This is a genomic window from Yersinia sp. 2542 StPb PI (assembly GCF_048593855.1).
Classification (GTDB): domain Bacteria; phylum Pseudomonadota; class Gammaproteobacteria; order Enterobacterales; family Enterobacteriaceae; genus Yersinia; species Yersinia enterocolitica_E.
Genome location: NZ_JAZGQA010000035.1, coordinates 1 through 23,016, shown reverse-complemented (window position 1 = coordinate 23,016; position 23,016 = coordinate 1). Strand labels below are relative to the sequence as shown.

Below are 23,016 nucleotides of genomic sequence, written 5' to 3'. Positions count from 1 at the left end.
ATATTATTTAGTCTCACGCTTCATCGTCATTGGAAGGGTCGTATTGGCATCGTAACGGCCTTTGCAATCTGCAATCCCGCTCACGCCTTGTTTGCAGACGATCTCAGGCATTTGATATTTTGAACCATCACTGCACTGCGCCCTATAGCGGCTATTGATTACCAAATTGCCTGACTTCATTACACCAGCAGTGATATTTGCGCGGCAAGTCACGTTATCCCCGTGGGTGATTTTCACCGTACCTTTACCGTTTTTAATTTGATACTTCAGGCTGGGTGCTTTACCGGTTTGGGCGGCTTTAATATCCGGGCTGACACGCCAGTTGCCATTAAGGAATGTAGTCGATCCCACTTTGACGGCATCCGAAGGGAGTATCAGCGCACTTTTGCTCTCAACGGTGGTCGGCAATGCGACGGCGGTCGGTTCCACGATAGCTGACGCAGGCACGACGGTGGCATTATTCAACGGCAGTTGTGATGCAATTGTGGGCTGGATAATTTGAGCAACAGGTGCAGTGGCTACCGGTGCTGACAGGGTTCTATCTTCAGTGGCTGATTTATCTTCAAGGACAGTGGGCTTAACATCCGGGGCGGCAGCGGCATTTTCCGGCATTCCACCACTGAATTGCACTATCAAGGCGATAATTAGCGCCAACACCGGTAACATCCAGCTAAATCGTAACCAACGTGTTGGTTTTTTTACTGCTTTTGATGGCGGGGTGACCTCTGCGACAGGCTCTGGCAGGGGGGGCAGCAACGTAGTTTCGGCCTGAGGCGCTAACTCAATGACAGCAGCGGCAGGCGGCGTAGGTATTGGGGCCGCAATGGTAGCGATAATAGGTTCAATCGGCTCGTAAGCTTCGGTGGTCTGGCGCAGACAATCGAGTGGGTCAGTGCGTGTTTTTTTATCCGGGCTGACAAATCCCCAAAAGGTCAGTACTGGCTTGCCTGCCACTAAATAAACGTGATTTTGATCGGGGAATTGCATTGTTTTGGCCAACAGTACGCCAAATAACCGCTGTGCGGCGTTATCAGATTTTTGCGCCCGCTGACACAAGTCATTGGCACTTGCCAGACAGGCGGACAACTGCTTAACCGCTGCCTTGCGCTCAACACTGCTGGCTGCCAGCCATGAGGTCACTTTGCCTTCAATGGGGGCATACCAATCTATGCGGTCGCCGCGTTCATTAAGTTGAGGTATGGCCAGACAGTCAGCAATATGTTGCTGTTTTTTAAGGCGTAATGCCTCTCTTATCTGCCGTGCAGAGGCATAAACCGGTTGCCCGTTTTCGCCTAACGCCAGAATGTCGTCCAAACTACCACTGCGTAAAAATGATTTTGCCACGCAAAAGAGACCTTTATAGTGTTGCCCAAGGCAGAAAATAATGTGTTATCTGCGACAACCTATACTTTAGTGTTGGTGAAGGGGAATCAAACGACGGAATAAGTGGCAAAATGTCCTCTTGTTTTCAATGAATGGAGGTTTTTGGTGTAACGCGTGTTTGGATATTTGCTCTGTAACGGCAAAATGTTCATTACAGGGCACATTACGTCGATGGACAGTAAAACCGTGTTTTTTACTATGTTTCTGCGTCGGTTAATTGAGTAAGCTAAGCCCCGCCTTTACGCGTATTGAAAGGAGATATCTTGAATCAATCACAAAATACCATTCACCTATCAGCCAACGAAGCGATTGATAGGCTTGAGACGCTATACGAGTCAGCACTTGCGGCATTGCGTGATGCTATTAGCGCTTTTATTCGCGATGGCGCTCTGCCGGATGTTGGTGAAAGGGCTAAGGGCTTGTTCTCATATCCACAGCTCAGTGTCAGTTGGGACGGAAGATTCCGCGACCACCAGCGTACCCGTGCTTATGGGCGTTTCTCCCGGACCGGGCAATACAGTACCACTGTTACTCGGCCGACATTATTTCGGGACTATCTGACAGAGCAACTCACCTTGCTTGAAAGTGAGTATGGCGCGGTGTTTGAAGTGACACCGTCACAACAAGAAATGCCATATCCTTTTGTGATCGACGGTTCTGACCTCATTCTCGACCGGTCGATGACGGCGGGCCTTGCTCAGCACTTCCCAACCACGGATTTGGCAAAAATCGGTGATGGCATTACTGATGGTATTGATACTGCCACCGCTGATTTTCCCTTATCGCATTTCGATGCCTTGCGGACTGATTTTTCACTGGCGCGGCTAAAACATTACACGGGCACCCCCGCAGAACATATTCAGCCTTATATCCTGTTCACTAACTACAGCCGCTATGTCGATGAGTTTGTCAGTTGGGCTTGTGAGCAGATTCTCGACCCCGCCAGCCCTTATAAAGCCTTATCCTGTGCCGGTGGCAGCTACATAACGGCTGAAAATGCTGATCCTGAAAAGACCACCTCTGATCTGGCATGGAAAAAACATCAGATGCCGGCCTATCACTTAATTGCAGAAGGGGGTCATGGCATTACTTTGGTGAATATTGGCGTCGGCCCATCCAATGCCAAAACTATTTGTGATCATCTGGCGGTACTGCGGCCTCATGCATGGTTGATGATTGGGCACTGTGGTGGATTGCGTGAAAGTCAGGCCATCGGCGATTATGTGCTGGCTCATGCCTATCTGCGTGATGATCATGTGTTGGATGCGGTGTTGCCGCCAGATATCCCGATCCCAAGTATTGCTGAGGTACAGCGGGCATTGTACGACGCAACCAAAGCGGTGAGTGGCATGCCAGGCGTTGAAGTCAAACAGCGGTTGCGCACCGGGACGGTAGTCACTTCTGATGACCGTAACTGGGAGCTGCGTTTTTCTGCGTCAGCACTGCGTTTTAGCTTAAGCCGCGCAGTTGCCGTCGATATGGAAAGTGCCACCATTGCAGCTCAAGGTTATCGCTTCCGGGTGCCTTATGGCACATTGCTCTGTGTTTCAGATAAACCGTTACATGGCGAAATCAAGTTGCCGGGGCAGGCGAACCATTTCTATGAAGGTGCTATTTCAGAGCATTTGCAGATTGGTATTCGGGCAATAGATTTATTGCGCGCGGAGGGTGATCAACTGCATTCACGCAAACTGCGTACCTTTAACGAGCCGCCGTTCCGCTAATCTGATCACGCCATAAACCGGCAAAGTATCAATCGATGTTTTGCCGGTTATGCTCGATGACCATCGTAATAAAATTGTCCCGCACCAAATCAGGAATAGCACTATTCCAGGCAATACCCACTTGCCAACTGAGGGTGTCACCGCTGAGCGCAATAATATTCATCGTCGGGGGCGCGATATGCACCACACTCTGCGGCAGTAATGCCACGCCGAGACCGGCAATCACCAGTGCGAGTATGGTCTGGATATCCTCAACTTCTTGCATCGCTGGCGCGTAGAGTTGATTTGACTGTAAGAACAGGTCAATTTGCGCATTTAGCCCGCGCCCACGCTCGCTATATAAACGCAGTAACGGCAGATGTTTTAACCATTCGTCGAGTGTTAGTGCCTTATCTTGCGGGGTTACCAGCACCAGACGATCGTCAAATAAGGGATGATAATGTAACGGTGCCTTGGGCGGCACTCGAACAAATCCTATTTGCAGTTCACCGTGGGTTAATAATGCATATTGCTGTGCCGAGGGGATATCCTCCAACGTAATGGCAACGCCAGGAAACTGCTCTCTGAATTTGGCGACACAGTGCGGAGCTGTATAGAAAGTCGACAATCCAAAACCTATCGATATAAACCCTTCAATGCCCTTGGCCACTCTGGTGGCATGTTGTAGAAAAAAATCAGACTGATTAATCACTTTCTCCGCCTCTGCCAGCAACTGTTGGCCGCCAGGGGTCAGTAGCGCACCATGACGCCCGCGTGAGAACAGATGAAGATTTAGCATCGATTCCAATAAGTTAATCTGCTTGGACAGGGCCGGTTGCGTGATACAAAGCGCCTGTGCAGCTTCATTGTAATTGCCTTTCTGTGCCAGCATAACAAAGGCTTTTAGCAACTTAATATTCACTATTTCATTCCAATTGGTAATCGATAAAGGAAAATCATTCATTATAAAGTTATCAATACGGCTGCTGTAATGCCAATGATAAAAATCAGCGGTAGATGCCCCAGGAGGATAATGTGACTGAATCACCATTGATAACAGCAGCAACCGTGCAGTTCCAGCATCAGGCCAATAACAAACAATATAATCTGTTGGTTATTGAGAAGTTTATCGAGCAGGCAGCCCTGCAAAACATCAAAATATTAGCGTTTCCAGAGATGTGTATCACTGGATACTGGCATGTCCCTAAGTTGACTGCGGTGCAAGTCAATGCATTGGCGGAATCGATAGAAAACAGCCCATCAATCGCCTTGGTTCGTGCGTTAGCAGTTAAATATCAAATGCTTATTGGTGTGGGCCTGATTGAGCGGGCAGTTGACGGGCGACTCTATAACGCCTATGTTGCTTGCATGCCTGATGGCACCTTGCACACTCATCGAAAATTGCATGCTTTTGAGCATCCAACCATTAGCAGCGGCGATTCTTACACCGTGTTTGACACCCCTTGGGGGGTCAAAGTGGGCATCCTTATCTGCTGGGATAACAATTTGGTGGAGAATGTTCGCGCTACCACCTTACTGGGCGCGGATATATTATTGGCACCACACCAAACCGGTGGAACTCACTCCCGTAGCCCTTATGGCATGAAGCCCATTCCACTCGAACTGTGGCAACAACGTGTTGAACGAAAAGAAGAAATAACCGCGGCAATTCGTGGCACCAATGGCCGGGAATGGCTGATGCGCTGGTTACCAGCCCGGGCACATGATAATGGTTTATTTATTCTGTTCAGTAATGGTATTGGGGCCGATGATGATGAAGTGCGCACCGGTAATGCGATGATACTGGATCCGTATGGCCGCATCATCAATGAAACCTGGGAGGCCGCCGACATGATGGTGTGCGCTGAGCTGGATCTCTCCTTGATCCCACTCAGTACTGGACGGCGCTGGATCTATGGTCGTCGCCCAGAGTTATATACCATTTTGACTGAGCGGCAAGGTTATGAACGGGATGCTATTTCAGCACGTTTTTCCGCTGATGCTCCAGTCCTGAAAAACAGATAGCTGACCGCCAATTTTACAGTCAATACCGGTGAGGCAGGGACTGAAAACACCTGCCTGTATTACCGGCGAATGCCGGTGCCAATGCTGATACTCGATACTCCGCCCGAACCCCCACTCACGCCGACATGACCGGTATTTGCACAGGCAATCAGCAATAGTGTAATCATCACCATGATTAACTTTTTCATTCGGTTTCCTTAGGTTCGCTAGCACGCTACGCGCGCAGAGACAGGAAGGGTAGCTTGCCTGTCTCGGATACTGCCCGATAAGTTATATCAAATAGTATATAGCTAAAGCGGGTTGTCTATGGTTTTCATCTGACAACTGAATAGGTCGCAGAGAGAGTCATATACAGCGTAAATGTATGGCAGTGATAGCTGATTCAACCTGATTGGTAACAGTATCTGTTTAATAATCAGATCAACACTTTTGCCACACTCAATCAAGAGACTCGCCTATGCACTTTACTCAAGCCATTGCCAGACTGCCGGCGGCTACCTGTGGTAGCGGCCAGACCACGTCCCAATTGGGCGCCCCAGATATTGCTGTGACGGGTCACCAATTTTTGGCCTACGTGGATACCTTGCTCCGTCTTGGCCTGAAAGTGACTATTTTACCGGCAGCACCGGCATTCCCTGATGCGCACTTTGTTGAGGATACCGCCGTCGTCATGCCGGAACTGGCGGTGATAACCCACCCTGGGGCACCCAGCCGCCAAGGCGAAGTGGCGACTATCGAGCCGCTATTTACCGACCGCCCGGTTGTTCGAATGAGCGAGCAAGGCCATCTTGATGGGGGTGATGTGCTGTTGGTGGATAAACAATTTTTCATCGGCCTGACTTCACGCACTGATGAAGTAGGGATCAGCGAATTTACCGCCGCGGTCGCGCGCTATGGCTATCGGGTAACGCCAATAGCAGTGAGTGCGGGGTTACACCTGAAGTCGATTGTTAACTATGTTGGGCGTAACACCTTGTTGCTGACCGAGGATTATCAGCACCATCCTGCGTTTTCTCGGTTTAATACCCTTGTTATTCCTGAAGATGAGTCTTACGCCGGTAATACTTTGTGGATCAATGATACGTTGATTACCCCGCAAGGGTATCCTTACACGTTGGCGCAAATTGAAAAGCTGGGAATGCCAATTATTCAACTTGATACCAGTGAATTTAAAAAAATGGATGGCGGCTTGACCTGCCTCTCGCTTCGTTTCTAATCCTTGCGGTTTCTATTACTTGCCAACATTGGGATCTTAACCATGAAAAAGACATTAGCTGCAATATTGACCGGCCTGATACTTTCCGCACCCGTGGCGGCTCAGACCATTGACACTATTAGCTTTGGTGTCGACGGGGGTTATCCACCTTTTGATGTTCTTTCTCCCAGTGGCGAGATCACCGGCTTTGATATCGATATCGCGAATGCCTTGTGTGAAAACCTGCATGCGAAGTGTGTATTCGTTAAACAACCGTTTGAAAGTATGATCGCGGCACTTAATGCCCGTAAGTTCGATGCAATTATTGCGTCGCTGACCATTACTGAAGAGCGCAAAAAAGAAGTAGATTTCACTGATCGCTACTATCGCAGTGCCGCACAATTGGTGGCACGCAAAGGCAGCCCGCTGTTACCGGATACCGCCAGTCTGAAAGGCAAAACCGTGGGGGTGCAAACCGGCTCAATCCATGAGACCTATGCGAAAAAGCATTGGGGTGGGCAAGGGGTGAAAATCGTCTCTTATGCCAATCAGGACAATGTCTATCTGGATCTGCTGTCCGGGCGCATCAACGCCTCGCTACAAGATAACATTCAGGCTGCCAGTAGCTTTATTGATACCCCGCGTGGGCAGAAGTTTGCTTTTGCCGGGCCGGTTATCCAAGACGAAACTATCTCATCTGATGTGGGGATCGCCGTCGGTAAAGATAATCCAGCGTTACGCGATGCATTGAATGGGGCAATTAAGGCGATCCGTGCTGATGGTACTTATGACGCCATTCAGAAAAAATATTTCAGCTTCGATATTTACGGCAACTGAGTGCGCCACCATTTTTTGTGATGTAAACCCGCCGGGCCGATGACTGACGCGCCGGCACCGGTTTTTCAGCGACAGGGGCCAATAATGGTAGCCGAATATTTGCCTTTACTGGCACAGGGGGCGGGGTTGTCACTGTGCGTGATGCTGCTGTCACTCGCGGTGGCACTGGTACTTGGGTTGATCAATGCCGTTATCAAACTGTTTGGCCCGCGCTGGTTGCGCTGGATATCAACCGGATACACCACGCTGGTGCGAGGGATTCCTGAACTGGTGATTATGTTGCTGTTATTTTTCGGTGGCGAAATGCTGGTGAATGGGTTCCTCAGTTTATTGGGCGTGGGACCTGTTCGCTTCAACACGTTTATCTCTGGCGTGTTGGCCATTGGTATTGTGTTCGGTGCTTACTACACTGAAACGTTCCGGGGCGCATTTCAAACCGTTGATCGTGGTCAGTTGGAGGCTGCAATAGCTTACGGTATGAGTCCTGCTCAGGTATTCCGGCGCATTATGTTGCCACAGATGCTCAGTTTTGCTATTCCGGGGATCAATAACAACTGGCTTGGTTTAATGAAAGCGTCAGCGTTGATATCCATTCTGGGGTTGGAAGATATGGTGTGGCTGGCTGAACAGGCAGGGCGTGCGACACAAAAACCGTTCTTGTTTTACTTCCTGGTGGCGATGATTTACATGGTCATCACCGCGCTTTCTAGTTGGGGATTCAGTCGGCTTTCACGGCGCTATGCGCTGTCAACCTCTAGTGCAGCGAGGCAAGGATGAATCTGCAAACCATGCTGGAGGCTGCACCGACATTTTTGTATAGCGACGGGTCGGATGTTACCGGGTTGGCCATGACCGCTAAGCTGTTTTTACTGTCCGTGGTGCCGGGTTTATTGTTGGCACTACTGATGGCAGTTGGGCAAGCTTTTGGCCCACGGCCGCTCTCTTGGTTCATCCGCAGCGTAACTTATTTTTTCCGTAGCACGCCGCTCTATCTGCAATTAATGCTGATCTACTACGGTTTGTCACAGTTTGACATCGTGCAGTTGGGTTGGCAGGACGACCAACCATTCTGGCTGCTGTTCCGCGATGCTACTTTTTGTGCCACGCTCGCGCTGGTGCTGAATACCAGTGCTTATGTGGCAGAATTATTGGCGGGAATGATGGTGACGTTTCCACGTCAGGAGTGGGTGGCTGGCGAAGCTTTTGGCATGAGTCAGTGGCAGATTATTCGCCGGTTGGTTCTGCCCGCAACATTGCGGCGCGGTATCCCAGCGCTGAATAACGAGATGGTATTCCTGCTACACGCCACCTCACTTGCCAGTACCGTAACGCTATTGGATATTACCGGCGTGGCGCGCTCGTTCTATGCGGCAACCTATTCACCGTTCATCCCGTTCCTGATGGCGGCGGCGCTCTATCTGTTATGCACTTTTATGCTGATTTACCTATTTTCACGTGCAGAACGGCGCTGGCTGGCTTTTGCCCGTCACGATTAAGTATCCGGTGCGGGCACTGCAGATTTAAGTGCGTTTGATGGTTTGTAATTCCGTCAGGGTGACAATTTTATCGACCCGGAATTTTTTACTGGTCAGCCAACTATCAGCCAGTAACCGGTAGTGTTCCATGTTACGACAGCCAATGCGCACCAGGAAGTCGAAGCTGCCACCGACCAACCAACAGTCCAGCACCTCCGGCGTTTTGCCTACTTCCTGTTCAAATGCCGCCTGCGAGTGCCCATGGTCGGCCAGTGCAATTTGTGCTTGTATAACAAAAGCATGCGCAGGTTCCGGTAACTCAATAATAGCGCTGTAACCGCGGATAATACCGGCGCGTTCCAGTAGCCGCACGCGCTCCAGACAAGGGCGAGCGGTTAGGTTTACCTGTTCAGAGAGCTTTTGATAAGAGATGCGACCATCCTGGCTCAGTATTTCAAGGATTTTTTTGTCAATTCGGTCAAGCCGGGCTTTCTTTTCCACAGATAGGACGTCCAATGAAAATCAATAATCATAAGTTACCTGAACATGCCCTGGGTGGGCAGCGTCAATTAACCAGTTTCCATTTCGGCCAGCAAGGTTTTGGTGAGAAAATCTATCTACAAGCTGGCCTGCATGCTGATGAGCTGCCTGGCATGCTGGTATTACATTATCTTAAAAGATTACTGAGTCAGGCGGAACGGCGCGGTGAAATTCAGAGTGAAATAATTATTGTACCGCTTGCCAACCCGGTAGGTATTGCGCAAGTGCTCCTTAATAGTGGTATCGGTCGTTTTGACCTGGGCAGTGGCCGCAATTTCAACCGTGATTTTCCTGATCTGGCGCAAGGGGTACAAACGCGGCTAGCATCGCGGCCGCTCACTGATAGTGTTGGTATACAGCAACAAGTGCGAGTTGCCATGGTTGAGGCATTGCAGGATTTGCCTGCCAGCAGTGAAGTTGCAGCGCTGCGCCAACATTTGTTGCGACTGGCCTGTGATGCTGACCTGGTGCTGGATCTGCATTGTGATGATCACGCTATTTTGCACATGTATGCAGATCCTGCCTGGCGCGAACCGGCAGAGACACTGGCACGTTTTTTAGATATTGGTACCGTATTACTGTCACAAAACAGTGGTGGTGGATCCTTTGATGAGGCTTGCGGCTTGCCATGGCATCGGTTGGCGGCACATTATCCGGCGTTAAAGCTTGAACCGGGTTGCATGGCGGTGACGCTAGAATTACGGGGTCAACAGGATGTAAGCCACGCGTTGGCCAGTGCTGATGCTGAGCGTCTTTATCACTATTTGCAGTACCGTGGCGCAGTCAAAGGGCAACCTTTGGCTATTCCGCAGCGGGAAGTCACCCTGTTGCCGTTTACCGCAGGTGAGATAGTGACGGCACCTGCCAGTGGTATTTTGCTGTTATTACGCCAGCCGGGTGAATGGGTTGGGAAAGATGAAGTGGTGGCTGAAATTATTGATCCGCTCACCGATACGGTAAAAGCGGTTCGTGCTCAGGCCGGCGGCATTATCTACGCCAGCCGGCGGGCACCTTTTGTCACCTTGGGGGCTGAAGTGATGAAAATTGCAGGCAAAACCCCCTACGCAGGTGGCGGGGGGTTAGCGTTGTGATGTTATAGCGCAGCACGATTAATGCTACACACTCAGTTCACGTAACAGGGGGAAAGCCTGTTGGGTCTGTTGTTCGCTGACGACGAACGCGCGTAATTGCTGTGAGTTATCAGTACCACGCGCCACTATCCCCTGCGCTGTCAGGCATATTTCCCAGTGGAGATCCTCGCGGTTGGTTTCGCCAGCGAAATAGAGCGGTAGATCAGGTGTTTTGACTTTAACTAACATCGGCGGCAGGGTGAGACACGCGGCTCCCCCTAGAATATTTTTTGCCAGTGTCATGGCTCCCACTAATATGGGCTGCAAAAATGGCAGTACTTTCCCCTCGACCTCGGCACAATCACCCACGGCAAAGATATCTGGATCAACCGTTTGCAACTGATTATTGACCTTAATACCACGCCCAATATCGAGACCTGCGGCAGCGGCGAGGGCAGTTTCCGGCTTTAAACCAATCGCAGCAATAACAGCATCAACGGTATACGTTTGACCCGCGCGAAGTTCTACTCGCAACCCGTTGGTGACTTTTGTCACACTGAGCAATTCATTATTAAATACCAAAGTAACACCACTCTGGCTGAGGCGTTGTTGTAAGCGGCTACTGATCTCCACCGGTATCACAGCGGCCAGCAAACTGTGTGCCTTATCCACCAACATCACCTGTTTACCGGAACGCTGTAGGTCCATCGCCAATTCCGTCCCGATTAATCCGCCGCCCAACACTAAAACACGCTGTGCCTTTTGCAACCTATCTTGGTGTTGCCGATATTCATTTTGGCTATTGAAGGTAACGATCATCTCGCTACCGGGCACGGCAGGGACTAGCGCTGCCGCCCCGGTAGCCAGCACCAATTTATGATAATTAAATGCCCAATCACCACAAAAAACGCGTTTAGTGTGCCGCTCAATGGCAGTGACCAACATCGCTGTATGTAAGGTAACATTATTTTCTGCTGCAAACTGCTCGGCCGACAGCCGTGTTAGATCGTCAGCGCTCTGCTGACGACTAAATACATGACTTAAATCAGGTTTATTATAGTCCACACCACTGTCAGCAGCGATCATGTGGATTGGCACTTGCGGGTCAAGTTTGCGGATATTTTTAACCACCTGGCGGGCGGCAAAACCTGAACCCACAATAATAATGTTATCTGTCATAACATGCTCCATTACAGTGGATCGAAAACAGATTTGCCCAAGCCACACTCTGGGCAGAGGAAGAAGTCGGGGACATTTTCCCAACAGGTTCCCGGCTTAACCTCTTGAAGAGGTTCACCCAGCGCCGGGTCATATATCCACTGGCAAACACTGCATTGCATTGAAATACCAAGAGAGGGTTGTGAGGGGCTATTCTCACTGTGAGCCTTTTCTTGGGTGAGGGCGATGGCGTCAACCTCAGATGAGCGCAGGGTATCCAATGGGTGAAGTGCCCATTCACGGGCAATTTTACGCCCATGCTCACGACACTCTTCTAAAGCATCAGTATCAGGTCGCCATTTCATTTTTAAGGAGAGCGAGATATCAAACCCGGCATCCATCAGGCGAGTTTGAATGCGGTCAACCGCACCGCCAGTCCAGCCAAAGCTGCCAAATGCCGCAGCTTTTTTGTTACGGAAACGTAATCCAGCCAACTCTTCGAGCATCCCCGCGATTTTTGGCATCATGACGTTATTCATGGTGGAAGAACCCACCAAAACGCCTTTAGAACGGAAGACCTGGGTGAGGATTTCATTTTTGTCATGGCGGGCAATGTTGTAGATCTTCACCGCCACACCGGGGTCGGTATCGTGAATACCCTGAGCAATAGCATCGGCCATCATTCGGGTATTATTTGACATGGTGTCATAGAAAATGGTTATCCGGTCTTCCTGATAATCTGCCGCCCAAGCCAGATATTGCGTGACAATTTGGGTTGGATTATCGCGCCATACCACGCCATGGGAGGTGGCAATCATTGATACTGGCAGATTGAAACCAAGAATTTCATTGATTTTTGGTGTTACCAAGCGGCTGAATGGGGTCAAAATGTTGGCATAATAGCGAGCGCATTGTTCATAAAGCTCGGTCTGATCGACCTCGTCATTAAACAGATGCTCATCACAGTAGTGCTGACCGAAAGCATCATTACTGAACAACACGGCATCACCCGTGATGTAAGTCATCATGCTGTCAGGCCAGTGCAGCATCGGCGTTTCAACAAAGATCAATTGCTTACCGTTGCCGATATCTAAGGTATCGCCGGTTTTAACGGTAATGAAATTCCATTCAGGATGATGATGATGTCCGTTAATTGAGTCGATAGCATTGGCGGTGCAATAAATCGGGGTGTTGGGGATACGCGCCATTAACTCGGTCAATGCACCGGCATGGTCTTCTTCTGCATGGTTGATAACAATATAGTCGAGCGTATTTAAGTCGATCTCTTGTGCTAAATTGGCAACAAAATCTCGATCAAATTTCTGATCAACAGTATCGATCAGAATGTTTTTTTCTTCGCAGATTAAATAGCTGTTGTAACTGGTCCCTTTCAGGGTTTTGTACTCAGTACCATGGAAATCACGCACTTCCCAATCACGTTGCCCAACCCATTTGATATTATTCTTAACTTGAATCGCCATGAACCGTTCCTCAACGAAAATAAATGATTTACCTCACCTTAGAAAGCAAATGGCGTGCCATGATTTATGGTATTGATTTTAATCAGATAAAATTAAAGTTAGTCATTATGACATTGATGTGTCATTGTCATAATGACTAACACTATGTCGGAATGACAAAATATGAGTTTATCCATTCAGTCACTGGCCAAAATTGCCATTGAGCTACAGGGCGGCTTATCAGGGCAAGATCGTTTTCAGACGTTAGTTAGTAGCTTGCGGCAATTACTGCAATGCGATGCCTCGGCACTTTTACGTTATGAACATCAATTGTTCCGACCCTTGGCCATTGATGGTTTATCACCGGATGTGTTGGGGCGGCGTTTTTCGTTGTCATCCCATCCGCGATTAGAGGCTATTGCCCGGGCAGGGAATGTGGTCCGTTTCCCGACTGACAGCCATCTGCCTGATCCCTATGACGGCCTGATCCCGGGCCATGATGAGCTAAAAGTCCATGCCTGTATTGGTCTGCCCTTGTTTGCTGATCAAACACTTATTGGTGCATTAACTTTCGACAGTATGAACCCGCTGCAATTTGATGGGTTCAGTGATGAAGAGCTTAAACTGATTGGCGTATTAGCGGCCTCGGCGCTGAATAATGCACTTTTAGTCGATGTGTTGGAGAAGCAAGCGCTCCCTACGGTTAGTTCATTAAGCATCCAAAAACAAGCCACACCAAGCTCGGAAGACGAGATGATTGGCCTGTCACCGTTGATACTGCAACTAAAACATGAGATAGGGGTGGTAGCAGGTTCAGAACTGAATGTGCTAATCACCGGAGAGACGGGGGTCGGTAAAGAGTTGGTTGCTCAGGCAATTCATCATTTATCACCCAGAGCTGCGAAGGCATTAATCTATTTAAACTGTGCCGCCTTGCCCGAGAATGTGGCGGAGAGCGAATTATTTGGCCATGTGAAGGGGGCTTTCACCGGTGCAATACATGACCGAACCGGTAAGTTCGAAATTGCCGACAATGGCACACTATTTCTTGATGAGATAGGCGAACTTTCATTGGTACTTCAGGCCAAATTACTCCGTGTTATTCAGTACGGCGACTTACAGCGCGTCGGTGACGACAGTACCAAGCGGGTGAATGTGCGTATTATTGCTGCTACCAATTGTGATCTTAAACAAGCAGTTATCGAAGGACACTTTCGCGTTGATCTGTTTCACCGTTTGAGTGTATTCCCGTTACATGTTCCACCGTTACGGGAACGGAAAGGGGACATTGTTCTGTTAGCGGGATTTTTTGTGGAGCGGATAAGAAAGAAACTGGGGCTTCAGCAGTTGGGCATCCCGGCCGCCACACTTACTCTGCTAGAGAATTACAGTTGGCCCGGAAACGTGCGTGAATTGGAACATGCTATTTATCGTGCTGCGGTATTAGCGCGCGCCTCACAACCGGCGACAGAATCTGCGCAACTGCATGCTGACTTATTTAATATTACAGTCACCACTATACCGGGTATTTCACCGATATCAGTCAGTGAGGATCAAGGTACCGCGCCTGTAGACCTGCAAGCGGCGACCCGTGATTTTCAGCGGCAGGTTATCATGCAGGTTCTTCAGGAGCATGGGATGAATTGGTCGGCATCTGCTCGCGCGCTAAACCTTGACGCAGGCAACCTCCATCGTCTTGCCAAACGGCTCGGCATAAAACGATAGGAGGCCGCCGTCACCAACAGTCCATTTTATCCAACGGTTGGTGACGTGCCTGGGTAAATGAGCATTAACCGGATAAGGAATCAGGATTTTCGGCAATGAAACGTTCGGCATCCTCAACCATCGAATAGGTGCCGACAAAGAAGGGGACTCGTTGATGTAATTGCTCTGGTGGAATATCCAGAATACGATTTAAACCATCACTGGCTTTCCCCCCGGCTTGTTCTGCCAGCACAGCCATTGGATTGCATTCATACAATAAATGGAGTTTGCCGCTCGGATAACTGGCCGTGCTTGGGTAAAGGTATATACCACCTTTCAGCAGGTTACGATGAAAATCCGCCACGAGTGAACCGATGTAACGGGAAACATAAGGGCGGTGGGTTGCCGCATCCTGCTCCTGACAATATTTAATGTATTTCTTCACCCCGGTTGGAAATTTAATGTAATTCCCCTGGTTGATGGAATACATGCTGCCAATTTCTGGATAACGCACTTTTTCATGTGATAAGCAAAAAACGCCGAGGGATGGGTCATAGGTAAATGCATGAACGCCATAACCGGTGGTATAAACCAACATTGTTGATGAGCCGTAAACGACATAACCCGCAGCCACCTGCTGGCTGCCAGATTGCAGAAAGTCCGCCTCGATAGCCGGTTGACCGACCGGGCTAAGCCGCCGGTAAATAGAGAAAATAGTACCAACGGAAACATTAACATCAATATTTGATGCACCATCAAGCGGAGCGATTAAAACGACATATTTCCCCTTTTGTGATTGTGCATCTTCAAATATGACAATTCCCTCTTCCTCAGAAGCGATACCTGCCACTTCCCCACGTGCTTTCAAGGCGGCTTTAAGCTTTTCATTGGCGAATAAGTCCAGTTTCATCTGCACTTCGCTTTCAATGGCGGGCATCCCTGCGGTACCCAGAATATCAAGAAGACCGGCTTTATTGATATCTCGGTGAATAATCTTGGCACCCAATTTAATTGAAGAAAGTAATGCAGTGAGTTCGCCGGTAGCGTGCGAGAATTCTTGCTGCTTTTCGACAATAAATTCGTCTAACGTTTTCATGATACGGTCCCTGAATCTACAGTAGCCATCAGTCCTCTGATGTCAGTTCGGTCAATTTTTCTGTCGGTTTCTTTTGACCAAGCGGGTTATTACCCCAACATTGTTCATATTTCCAACCCGTCAGTTCTTCAATCGTTGCGCGGGGGCCAGCAGCAATGTCAGCTATCGCACCACCGGCCTTAATCCGGGCAATTTCTGCCAACAGAACCATATGACTCTTTCTGTCGAGTTTCATCTGTGTGGTATAAAAAATTGCCACTAATGCCAGCGCGGTTACACCGATGGCAAAGACGCCAACAATCGCCTGAACCGCGGTTTCTGGCTGCACCGACTGACCGGAGACAAAGCCAAATCTGCTGAGTGTCCAGCCCATCGCAAACACAATAACCGAACGAACCATCTTGCCAGCAAATGTCATTGCACCCGCATATAGACCCTCACGCCGACGCCCTGTGAGCACTTCATCTACATCAGCGAGGAAGGTATAAACGGTCCAGGGAATATAGTAAATACCGCCGGTACTCAGACCAAAAACCACGGTGATCGCGAATAATACAATGACAGTGGTCGTGTCAGACCAACCGGTAAAATAGAGCGCGGCATAGGCAAAAACACTGACAATCACCACCTGTAATGCAATACGGAAAGGACGGGCAAAGCCCATTTTCACACAGATACCGATAAAGAATGCGGTCGAGATCAGTTGCATAATCGAACTGAAGCTATTGAGTTGCGACACCAGAACAGCACTTTGGCGTAAACCGAAAATGATAAAGTAGGTGAATGAGGAAGCGAATAACCACTCGGCACCAAATCCAAATAGATACATCCCTAAATGTTTACGGAAAATACGGAGCCGAAATGTTGACGCCATATCAATACACATTTTTTTCAGCGCCTGAAACAAACTACTGGTGGTCTCTTTAACCACTTCACTGGCCGGGCGCTCCCAAGAAGAAACGTACAGGAAGATCATGGCACAACACATGATAGCCCCATATGCGATGCCGGTATAAAGGAAGGGGGCCGGAGAATCCTTGCCATAGAGCGCAATAAATTGCCCTGGAATAAAGGCCGCCATAAAGTTGGCAACTTTTCCGAATATCGCTTTTGATCCCGTCAACTTGGAGCGCTTAGCAAAATCGGTCGTCATCTCTGTGGCTAGCGTTTCGTATGGCACCATGATCGAGGTGTAGATCAATTCAAACATGGCATAGGTTATCAAGTAGTACCAAAAGCCAAAACCACTCACCCAAAGTAGGGGATAGAACAAGACCAGCGGAATACCGATGAGGATAAAGAAGCGACGACGACCAAACATGCGGCCAAGGCGGGTGTTATAAAAGTTATCGGTGATGTAGCCCATGATAGGGTTACTGATGGCATCAAGAATGCTGGCCAGAGAGAATATGGCGGCAGCCTCAACGACAGAAAGCCCACAAAACGTGGTATAGAAATACATAAGCCACGCGCCACTGATCGCCAATGCACCACTGCCCAACAGGTTTGCACTGCCGTATGCAACCGTGTGCCTGACAGTTATTTTCTTTTCCATTTGCATCCCTTCATTTAAATGAAACAATGTTTCATATTTATCGATCTTGCGTTTCTTTATAATCCTCTTGCTGTGTTTAAAATGAGATCACGATCACGATCTGGTGGGTTGTATGAAAAAAAACGCATTTTTTATGAATAAATATCTATATCTGAATCTCGCTAGAAGAGTTTCTGTGGCTGGCGGGCGGGGAAGGTGTCGCTCAATAATCATGAGCATTATGCAGAGTTACTATTTTTGTGACTCATATCACAAAAATATTGAAATGCTGTTTTAAAAAAGGTAAGCTTTATTTAGTGATGCAGATCACACAAATAAATCTCAACGCTCTCAGAGGAACAGCCAATGAAACACTTAAATAACATCAGTAAATTGTTTGAAAAACTGGGCGATGCTTACGATGATTTCTGCCAGCGTATTGGCTCTATTGTTTCTCCATTTTGATGGGGTGCAGTAGCTGCAGTCACTCGAGTTAGAAAAAGGCGTAAACCGAGTTTATCGCCTTTTTCTAGTCGAATTGACTTTATCGCTTATGAGCTATAAGTGATCGAAATCTGATGCGTCGTGGCGCTCAGGCAACTGCTCATTTGGTTCTCCCCAGGTCCGATTGACGATACGCCCACGTTGCACGGCTGGTCGTTTCGCAATATTCTCCGTCCAACGTATTAAGTGGGTATAGGATTTCACATCCAGGAACTCCCCGGCTTCATATTGCAAACCTAAAACCAAATTGCCATACCACGGCCAGATGGCGATATCGGCAATCGAATATTCATCCCCTGCGATATACTCATGTGTTTTGAGCTGAGTATTGAGCAAATCAAGCTGGCGTTTAGCTTCCATGGTAAAACGGTCAATCGCGTATTCGATTTTTACCGGTGCGTAATGATAAAAATGACCAAAACCCCCGCCTAAATAAGGTGCCGCGCCCTGTAGCCAGAATAACCAGTTCAGTGCTTCCGTTCTCTGTGCGTGATCTTTTGGCAGGAAATGGCCGAACTTATCCGCCAGATAAAGCAAAATAGCACCGGACTCAAAAACTCTCACCGGAGTCGGCGTTGAGTGATCCATCAGCGCGGGGATTTTTGAATTAGGATTCACTGCGACAAAACCACTTGAGAACTGGTCGCCTTCACTTATTCGAATCAAGTGGGCATCGTACTCTGCGCCTTTCTCGCCCAGCGCCAATAACTCCTCCAGCAGAATAGTGACCTTCTGACCGTTGGGTGTCGCCATGGAGTAAAGCTGTAACGGATGTTTGCCAACAGGCAGGGCCGCTTCATGACGTGCGCCTGCTGTTGGGCGGTTGATTTTGGACCATACACCGCCACTCTCGTTATTTTCCGTCCAGACCTTTGGCGGCTGGTATTCGTTATCTTTCATCATTGATTACCTTATTTCAGAATGAATACGAACTTAATAATACGCATAGTGATTATGCATCAATAATAAAAGATAACAGGGATAATATTTGTTGTTAAGCGCAGGCATGGACCGGGCACCGTTGGCAGTAGGCCAAAAGAGCATCACCAGTCAAATTTCATACAGTACCTTTGATGCTTCTTCAACTTGCCGCTCCAGCAGTTTGAGCGTTTTGGATAATACGTTTTCTTGTTCTTTGAACCAGTTATCTTTATCGGACAAAGAGGTGACAAGCTGCCAAGAGTCTTCATCCTCTAATGCTTCCAGTTCACGCAACATCACGTCAATTTGATCTCTGACCTGCTTAATTTTTCTGCGTAGCCGTTCAAGATCGTCAATACAGTCACTTGCCATTAGCGGTTCAAACCCACGTTTTAAACTCTCGAGTAACGCGTTAATTGCGGGGAAATCTCCCCGTTGCCGGGCTTGATTGAGCTGGACCATCAGTTGATGTGCTTTCTCTTTAAACTCATTGGCGACTAAATCTGGATGGCAGAGTCGACTGGCTTGCCGCCACAGGCGTTTTAGTTCTTGGCGCTGATCAGCTGACAGTTTTTGCTCATTACTATGCCGCTGTTCGGCATCTTTTTGCTGCTCCTGATAGCTCTCGTACTTCTCTTTCGCTTCTTCCCGAGCTTTACGGGTTGACTCAGTATTGCGGGTACAAAAACCCTTTTCCAGCTCTTTAATTTCCGCCAGCAGTGCGGCGATTAAATCCGTTTGTTGCTGAATCTGTTGTCGTATCTCAATGGTTTCACTCGACATAGCAGAGAGCGCTAACCAGCGCTGTTTTAACGCGGCAAGTTCATCAATGGCTTGAGATATATACTGCTGGCAGTTGCGATAATCGCGTTCCCTGCGCCGGGCTTCGGCCTCCGCTTTACGCAGAGTACATTCCGCCAACTGTTTACGTAACTGGAGGATTTTATTCATCAATGGGCCAAGGCGCACCAGATAGAGATCATTAAAGTCATCCAGCAACTGAACCCGCTCGTTACGTTTATCGATTAACTCGCGTAACTGTTCTTCCAGTGCTTTTAGCTCCATTTTACAGGCGGCCAATTCAAGGTCTTGCCACTGGGTGACAGCTTGTTTACTCGCCAGCCAGGCTGCAATTGCGTCTAGCGCATGCGTAAATTTCCCTTGTTCAATTTCCATGGCAATAAAAGCCAGCACTGCGTCCTGGGATTCGCTTTTAAGATAAGGCAGTTGTTGTCGGATAATATCCTCATCTTCAAGCTCAATAGCACTTTTAATGATCTCCAGCCGTTTAATGAGTTTTTTCATAAATATTGGATTTGCTGATAGCGTAGACAGGATAGCGACATACTAAACAACAGGTGCAAATTGTTCCAGATTAATAAGAATTTTCTCATTAGAATGGCCCGTTTCATGCCACAAAAGTGACTTTCTTATCATCCAGACCCAATGAGCGGCCAGGGGACATGACTGTCAACACAGAAATTGTAATCGGTGACGATGAAAACAGATATGGTAAATCGAATATATAATTGACTTTAACGCCAAGACTTCTAAGATAATCTCAGTATTCAGTCTTGGAGATTCCATGATTACACTCACGCCATTGCAGCTTTTCAAAAATCTGTCCGACGAAACACGTCTGAATATCATCCTGCTGTTGCGAGAGTCGGGCGAGCTATGTGTTTGCGAGCTTTGTGACACATTGGATGAGTCTCAACCCAAGATCTCCAGACACTTAGCAATGCTGAGAGAATCTGGACTTTTACTCGATCGCCGTGCAGGGAAGTGGATTCACTATCGCCTGTCACCACATATCCCAGCTTGGGCGGCCACGGTGATTGAGCAGGCCTATCTTAGCCAACGAGATAAAATCGTGTTGCTGGCGAGCGGTAATGTAGCCTCGGGCGGTAAGGTAATTTGCCGCTAATACAGTAAAAATTTGCCTAATCATATGTGAATTTTCATATTTGATTGGAAGAGAAAGCAGATAGTAGGAAGGATGGTCTGGCTCATCTGGCCGCTGATGTTTAATCCATTAAAATTTACCGGGCAGGAGAGAACTCTTGCCTTTCGGGGGCGGTATGTTGTTGGCAGGTGCTATTTTTGTCCTGACTATTGTGCTGGTTATCTGGCAACCCAGAGGGTTGGGAATTGGCTGGAGTGCGATGCTCGGTGCGGGACTGGCGTTACTGACCGGTGTGGTTCACATGGGTGATATTCCTGTGGTGTGGCAGATTGTCTGGAATGCGACCGCGACTTTTATTGCCGTGATCATCATCAGTCTGCTGTTGGATGAATCCGGTTTCTTTGAATGGGCCGCACTGCATGTGGCTCGCTGGGGCAATGGCCGTGGCCGTTTGCTGTTTACTTACATCATCTTATTAGGTGCAGCAGTGGCGGCACTGTTCGCTAACGATGGTGCCGCGTTGATCCTGACACCGATTGTGATTGCGATGCTATTGGCGCTGGGCTTCAGCCGTGGTGCTACGTTGGCTTTTGTGATGGCAGCCGGATTCATTGCCGATACAGCCAGCTTGCCACTTATTGTCTCGAATCTGGTCAATATTGTCTCGGCTGATTTCTTTAATCTTGGATTCACTGAATACGCGGCAGTGATGGTGCCGGTTAACCTGGCCGCCATTGCGGCGACGCTGGTCATGCTGCATCTGTTTTTCCGCCAAGATATTCCTGCCGTTTACGACCTGTCGCTGTTGAAGGCACCAAAAGAGGCCATCCGCGATATCAACACCTTTAAAACCGGGTGGTTGGTGCTGGTGCTGCTGTTGGTGGGTTTCTTTGGCCTGGAGCCACTTGGTGTGCCTGTCAGTTTGGTCGCCGCCGTGGGGGCGCTGATATTGTTTGCCGTAGCGAAGAAAGGACATGCCATCAACACCGGCAAGGTGCTACGTGGTGCGCCATGGCAAATCGTTATCTTCTCACTGGGTATGTACCTGGTAGTCTATGGCCTGCGCAATGCGGGACTGACTGATTACCTGTCCGCCTTGTTGAATCAACTAGGGGAGCAGGGATTATGGGTGGCTACGCTCGGTACCGGGTTCCTGACGGCGTTCCTGTCTTCCATCATGAATAATATGCCGACCGTGTTAGTGGGGGCGCTATCGATTGATGGCAGCTCTGCCACCGGCGTAATCAAGGAAGCGATGATTTATGCCAACGTCATCGGCAGTGATCTGGGGCCGAAAATCACCCCGATAGGTAGTCTGGCGACCTTATTGTGGCTGCATGTACTGTCACAAAAGAATATGACCATTACCTGGGGCTATTATTTCCGAGTCGGCATTGTCATGACGATCCCGGTGCTGTTGGTTACGCTGGCAGCATTGGCGCTGCGATTATCAATGATGCAATAACTATTGTTTACCCCCCAGAAGGCAATGCCGGCTGGGGTTTCAATGAGAGATTACCCAAATGAGCAATGTGACTATTTACCATAATCCGGCCTGCGGCACATCGCGTAACACGCTGGAGTTAATTCGTAATAGTGGCACTGAGCCCACGGTTATTCTGTATCTGGAAACACCGCCAAGTCGTGAGGTGTTGGTAAAATTGATCGCGGATATGGGGATCACGGTTCGGGCGTTATTACGTAAAAACGTCGAGCCTTATGAGCAATTAGGTCTGGCAGAAAAGACCTTCAGCGATGACCAACTGGTTGATTTTATGTTGCAGCATCCCATCCTGATCAACCGCCCGATTGTGGTCACGCCACTGGGTACCCGGTTGTGTCGACCTTCTGAGGTGGTGTTGGAGATTTTGCCTGATGCGCAACGTGGTTCATTCACCAAGGAAGATGGTGAACGGGTGGTCGATGAACAGGGCAGACGTGTAGATAAATAATCAGACATTCAGCGGGCATTCTCTATTAAATGACGCTGGGTTTCTCAGCAATCGCGTTAATTGCGTCTGAACTGTCAATTTGCTCGATTACGTATGCCAATATAATCGAGCAAATTAGCCTGCTACTTCACATATTCAATAAGCTGTTTATCTTGGGATTCTGTGCAACAAACAGAGCTTCTAAATAGCTTATATAGAATATTCCGATTGTTTTGCAATATCTAATATTGATCGAAGTAATGTCCTGAATCCTGGTTTGTCTGTCCAATTTGGCGCTCCAGAACGCATGTATTCGATAGAGATAATATCGGTAACACTAACGCCGGAGAGCTGTTTTAATGAGTGGTAACCCATACTCTCTAACTTCGCGAGAATGAAATCACTCCCTCCGCTAATCCCGTGTAATCTCTTACGTAACTTAATACTTTCTTCTTTAGAAAACATGATTTTCTTTACGCTATAAGTAAACAATAAGGATCTTCAGATGAAGAAGTAAACGACAAAATATCACGGAACTTTAAATGATAATGCCACTACGATATTTAACATTTTA

21 protein-coding genes are annotated in these 23,016 nt (G+C 48.4%); 11 read left to right on the top strand and 10 right to left on the bottom strand.

Annotated elements, in window-relative coordinates:
- Positions 1-3 precede the first annotated feature (3 nt).
- Complete coding sequence (locus tag V1952_RS06820) at positions 4-1,344, bottom strand: SrfA family protein (RefSeq protein ID WP_420074507.1); 1,341 nt, start codon at positions 1,342-1,344, stop codon at positions 4-6.
- A gap of 302 nt (positions 1,345-1,646) precedes the next feature.
- Here V1952_RS06820 and V1952_RS06815 point away from each other — a divergent pair, with 302 nt between their 5' ends.
- Positions 1,647-3,107: an AMP nucleosidase gene (locus V1952_RS06815; RefSeq protein ID WP_372559047.1), complete on the top strand. Its 1,461-nt coding sequence runs from the start codon at positions 1,647-1,649 to the stop codon at positions 3,105-3,107.
- Positions 3,108-3,135: 28 nt separating this feature from the next.
- Here the strand turns inward: V1952_RS06815 and V1952_RS06810 are convergent, their stop codons facing one another.
- Positions 3,136-4,008: a LysR family transcriptional regulator gene (locus tag V1952_RS06810; RefSeq protein WP_420074506.1), complete on the bottom strand. Its 873-nt coding sequence runs from the start codon at positions 4,006-4,008 to the stop codon at positions 3,136-3,138.
- Between the two features lie 113 nt (positions 4,009-4,121).
- Between V1952_RS06810 and V1952_RS06805 the strand changes: the two genes are divergently transcribed.
- Positions 4,122-5,111, top strand: coding sequence for a nitrilase family protein (locus V1952_RS06805; RefSeq protein ID WP_420074505.1), 990 nt, complete (start codon positions 4,122-4,124; stop codon positions 5,109-5,111).
- Between the two features lie 59 nt (positions 5,112-5,170).
- Here the strand turns inward: V1952_RS06805 and V1952_RS06800 are convergent, their stop codons facing one another.
- Positions 5,171-5,299: a hypothetical protein gene (locus tag V1952_RS06800; protein ID WP_265331623.1), complete on the bottom strand. Its 129-nt coding sequence runs from the start codon at positions 5,297-5,299 to the stop codon at positions 5,171-5,173.
- A gap of 269 nt (positions 5,300-5,568) precedes the next feature.
- Between V1952_RS06800 and V1952_RS06795 the strand changes: the two genes are divergently transcribed.
- The 4 genes from V1952_RS06795 (at position 5,569) to V1952_RS06780 (ending at position 8,639) form a co-directional block, all read left to right on the top strand.
- Entirely contained in the window at positions 5,569-6,327 is a 759-nt protein-coding gene (locus tag V1952_RS06795; RefSeq protein WP_372559044.1) for a dimethylarginine dimethylaminohydrolase family protein, read from the top strand.
- A 42-nt stretch (positions 6,328-6,369) separates the two neighbouring features.
- Positions 6,370-7,143 (top strand): ABC transporter substrate-binding protein, encoded by a 774-nt coding sequence (locus V1952_RS06790; RefSeq protein ID WP_083158824.1) that lies wholly within the window; start codon positions 6,370-6,372, stop codon positions 7,141-7,143.
- Positions 7,144-7,227: 84 nt separating this feature from the next.
- The gene (locus tag V1952_RS06785) at positions 7,228-7,920 is read left to right on the top strand and encodes an ABC transporter permease (RefSeq protein ID WP_372559043.1); all 693 of its coding nucleotides are present in this window, start codon (positions 7,228-7,230) and stop codon (positions 7,918-7,920) included.
- Positions 7,917-8,639, top strand: a complete 723-nt coding sequence (locus V1952_RS06780; protein ID WP_083158825.1) for an ABC transporter permease — start codon at positions 7,917-7,919, stop codon at positions 8,637-8,639. Before V1952_RS06785 ends, V1952_RS06780 begins: the two co-directional genes overlap by 4 nt.
- Before the next feature lie 24 nt (positions 8,640-8,663).
- Here V1952_RS06780 and V1952_RS06775 read toward each other — a convergent pair whose 3' ends face one another.
- Complete coding sequence (locus V1952_RS06775) at positions 8,664-9,119, bottom strand: Lrp/AsnC family transcriptional regulator (protein ID WP_420074504.1); 456 nt, start codon at positions 9,117-9,119, stop codon at positions 8,664-8,666.
- A gap of 14 nt (positions 9,120-9,133) precedes the next feature.
- On the opposite strand from V1952_RS06775, the gene V1952_RS06770 reads away from it, so the two are divergent.
- Positions 9,134-10,249: a succinylglutamate desuccinylase/aspartoacylase family protein gene (locus V1952_RS06770; RefSeq protein ID WP_420074503.1), complete on the top strand. Its 1,116-nt coding sequence runs from the start codon at positions 9,134-9,136 to the stop codon at positions 10,247-10,249.
- A 24-nt stretch (positions 10,250-10,273) separates the two neighbouring features.
- On the opposite strand, the gene norW is transcribed toward V1952_RS06770, so the two are convergent.
- Together norW and norV are read right to left on the bottom strand one after the other, a co-directional pair.
- The gene (gene norW / locus V1952_RS06765) at positions 10,274-11,407 is read right to left on the bottom strand and encodes an NADH:flavorubredoxin reductase NorW (protein ID WP_420074502.1); all 1,134 of its coding nucleotides are present in this window, start codon (positions 11,405-11,407) and stop codon (positions 10,274-10,276) included.
- A gap of 11 nt (positions 11,408-11,418) precedes the next feature.
- Complete coding sequence (gene norV, locus V1952_RS06760) at positions 11,419-12,867, bottom strand: anaerobic nitric oxide reductase flavorubredoxin (RefSeq protein ID WP_420074501.1); 1,449 nt, start codon at positions 12,865-12,867, stop codon at positions 11,419-11,421.
- Positions 12,868-13,029: 162 nt separating this feature from the next.
- On the opposite strand from norV, the gene norR reads away from it, so the two are divergent.
- Positions 13,030-14,571: a nitric oxide reductase transcriptional regulator NorR gene (norR, locus tag V1952_RS06755; protein WP_420074500.1), complete on the top strand. Its 1,542-nt coding sequence runs from the start codon at positions 13,030-13,032 to the stop codon at positions 14,569-14,571.
- Between the two features lie 64 nt (positions 14,572-14,635).
- On the opposite strand, the gene fbp is transcribed toward norR, so the two are convergent.
- The 4 genes from fbp to V1952_RS06735 form a co-directional block, all read right to left on the bottom strand.
- Positions 14,636-15,646 (bottom strand): class 1 fructose-bisphosphatase, encoded by a 1,011-nt coding sequence (gene fbp, locus V1952_RS06750; protein ID WP_420074499.1) that lies wholly within the window; start codon positions 15,644-15,646, stop codon positions 14,636-14,638.
- A gap of 28 nt (positions 15,647-15,674) precedes the next feature.
- Positions 15,675-17,201 (bottom strand): MFS transporter, encoded by a 1,527-nt coding sequence (locus V1952_RS06745; RefSeq protein WP_372559036.1) that lies wholly within the window; start codon positions 17,199-17,201, stop codon positions 15,675-15,677.
- A 537-nt stretch (positions 17,202-17,738) separates the two neighbouring features.
- Positions 17,739-18,584 carry a glutathione-dependent disulfide-bond oxidoreductase gene (yghU, locus tag V1952_RS06740; protein WP_372559904.1) on the bottom strand — a complete coding sequence of 282 codons (846 nt, stop codon included), beginning with the start codon at positions 18,582-18,584 and terminating at the stop codon, positions 17,739-17,741.
- 150 nt (positions 18,585-18,734) lie between these two features.
- On the bottom strand, positions 18,735-19,910 hold the full coding sequence (locus tag V1952_RS06735; protein WP_420074498.1) for a DNA repair protein: 1,176 nt from the start codon (positions 19,908-19,910) through the stop codon (positions 18,735-18,737).
- Positions 19,911-20,190: 280 nt separating this feature from the next.
- On the opposite strand from V1952_RS06735, the gene V1952_RS06730 reads away from it, so the two are divergent.
- From V1952_RS06730 to arsC, 3 genes are all read left to right on the top strand, one after another.
- A complete protein-coding gene (locus V1952_RS06730; protein ID WP_420074497.1) occupies positions 20,191-20,532 on the top strand; it encodes a metalloregulator ArsR/SmtB family transcription factor in 342 nt (113 codons plus the stop codon).
- Between the two features lie 154 nt (positions 20,533-20,686).
- Entirely contained in the window at positions 20,687-21,976 is a 1,290-nt protein-coding gene (locus V1952_RS06725; protein ID WP_372559903.1) for an arsenic transporter, read from the top strand.
- Positions 21,977-22,034: 58 nt separating this feature from the next.
- A complete protein-coding gene (gene arsC / locus V1952_RS06720; RefSeq protein ID WP_372559034.1) occupies positions 22,035-22,463 on the top strand; it encodes a glutaredoxin-dependent arsenate reductase in 429 nt (142 codons plus the stop codon).
- The last annotated feature ends 553 nt before the right edge of the window (positions 22,464-23,016 follow it).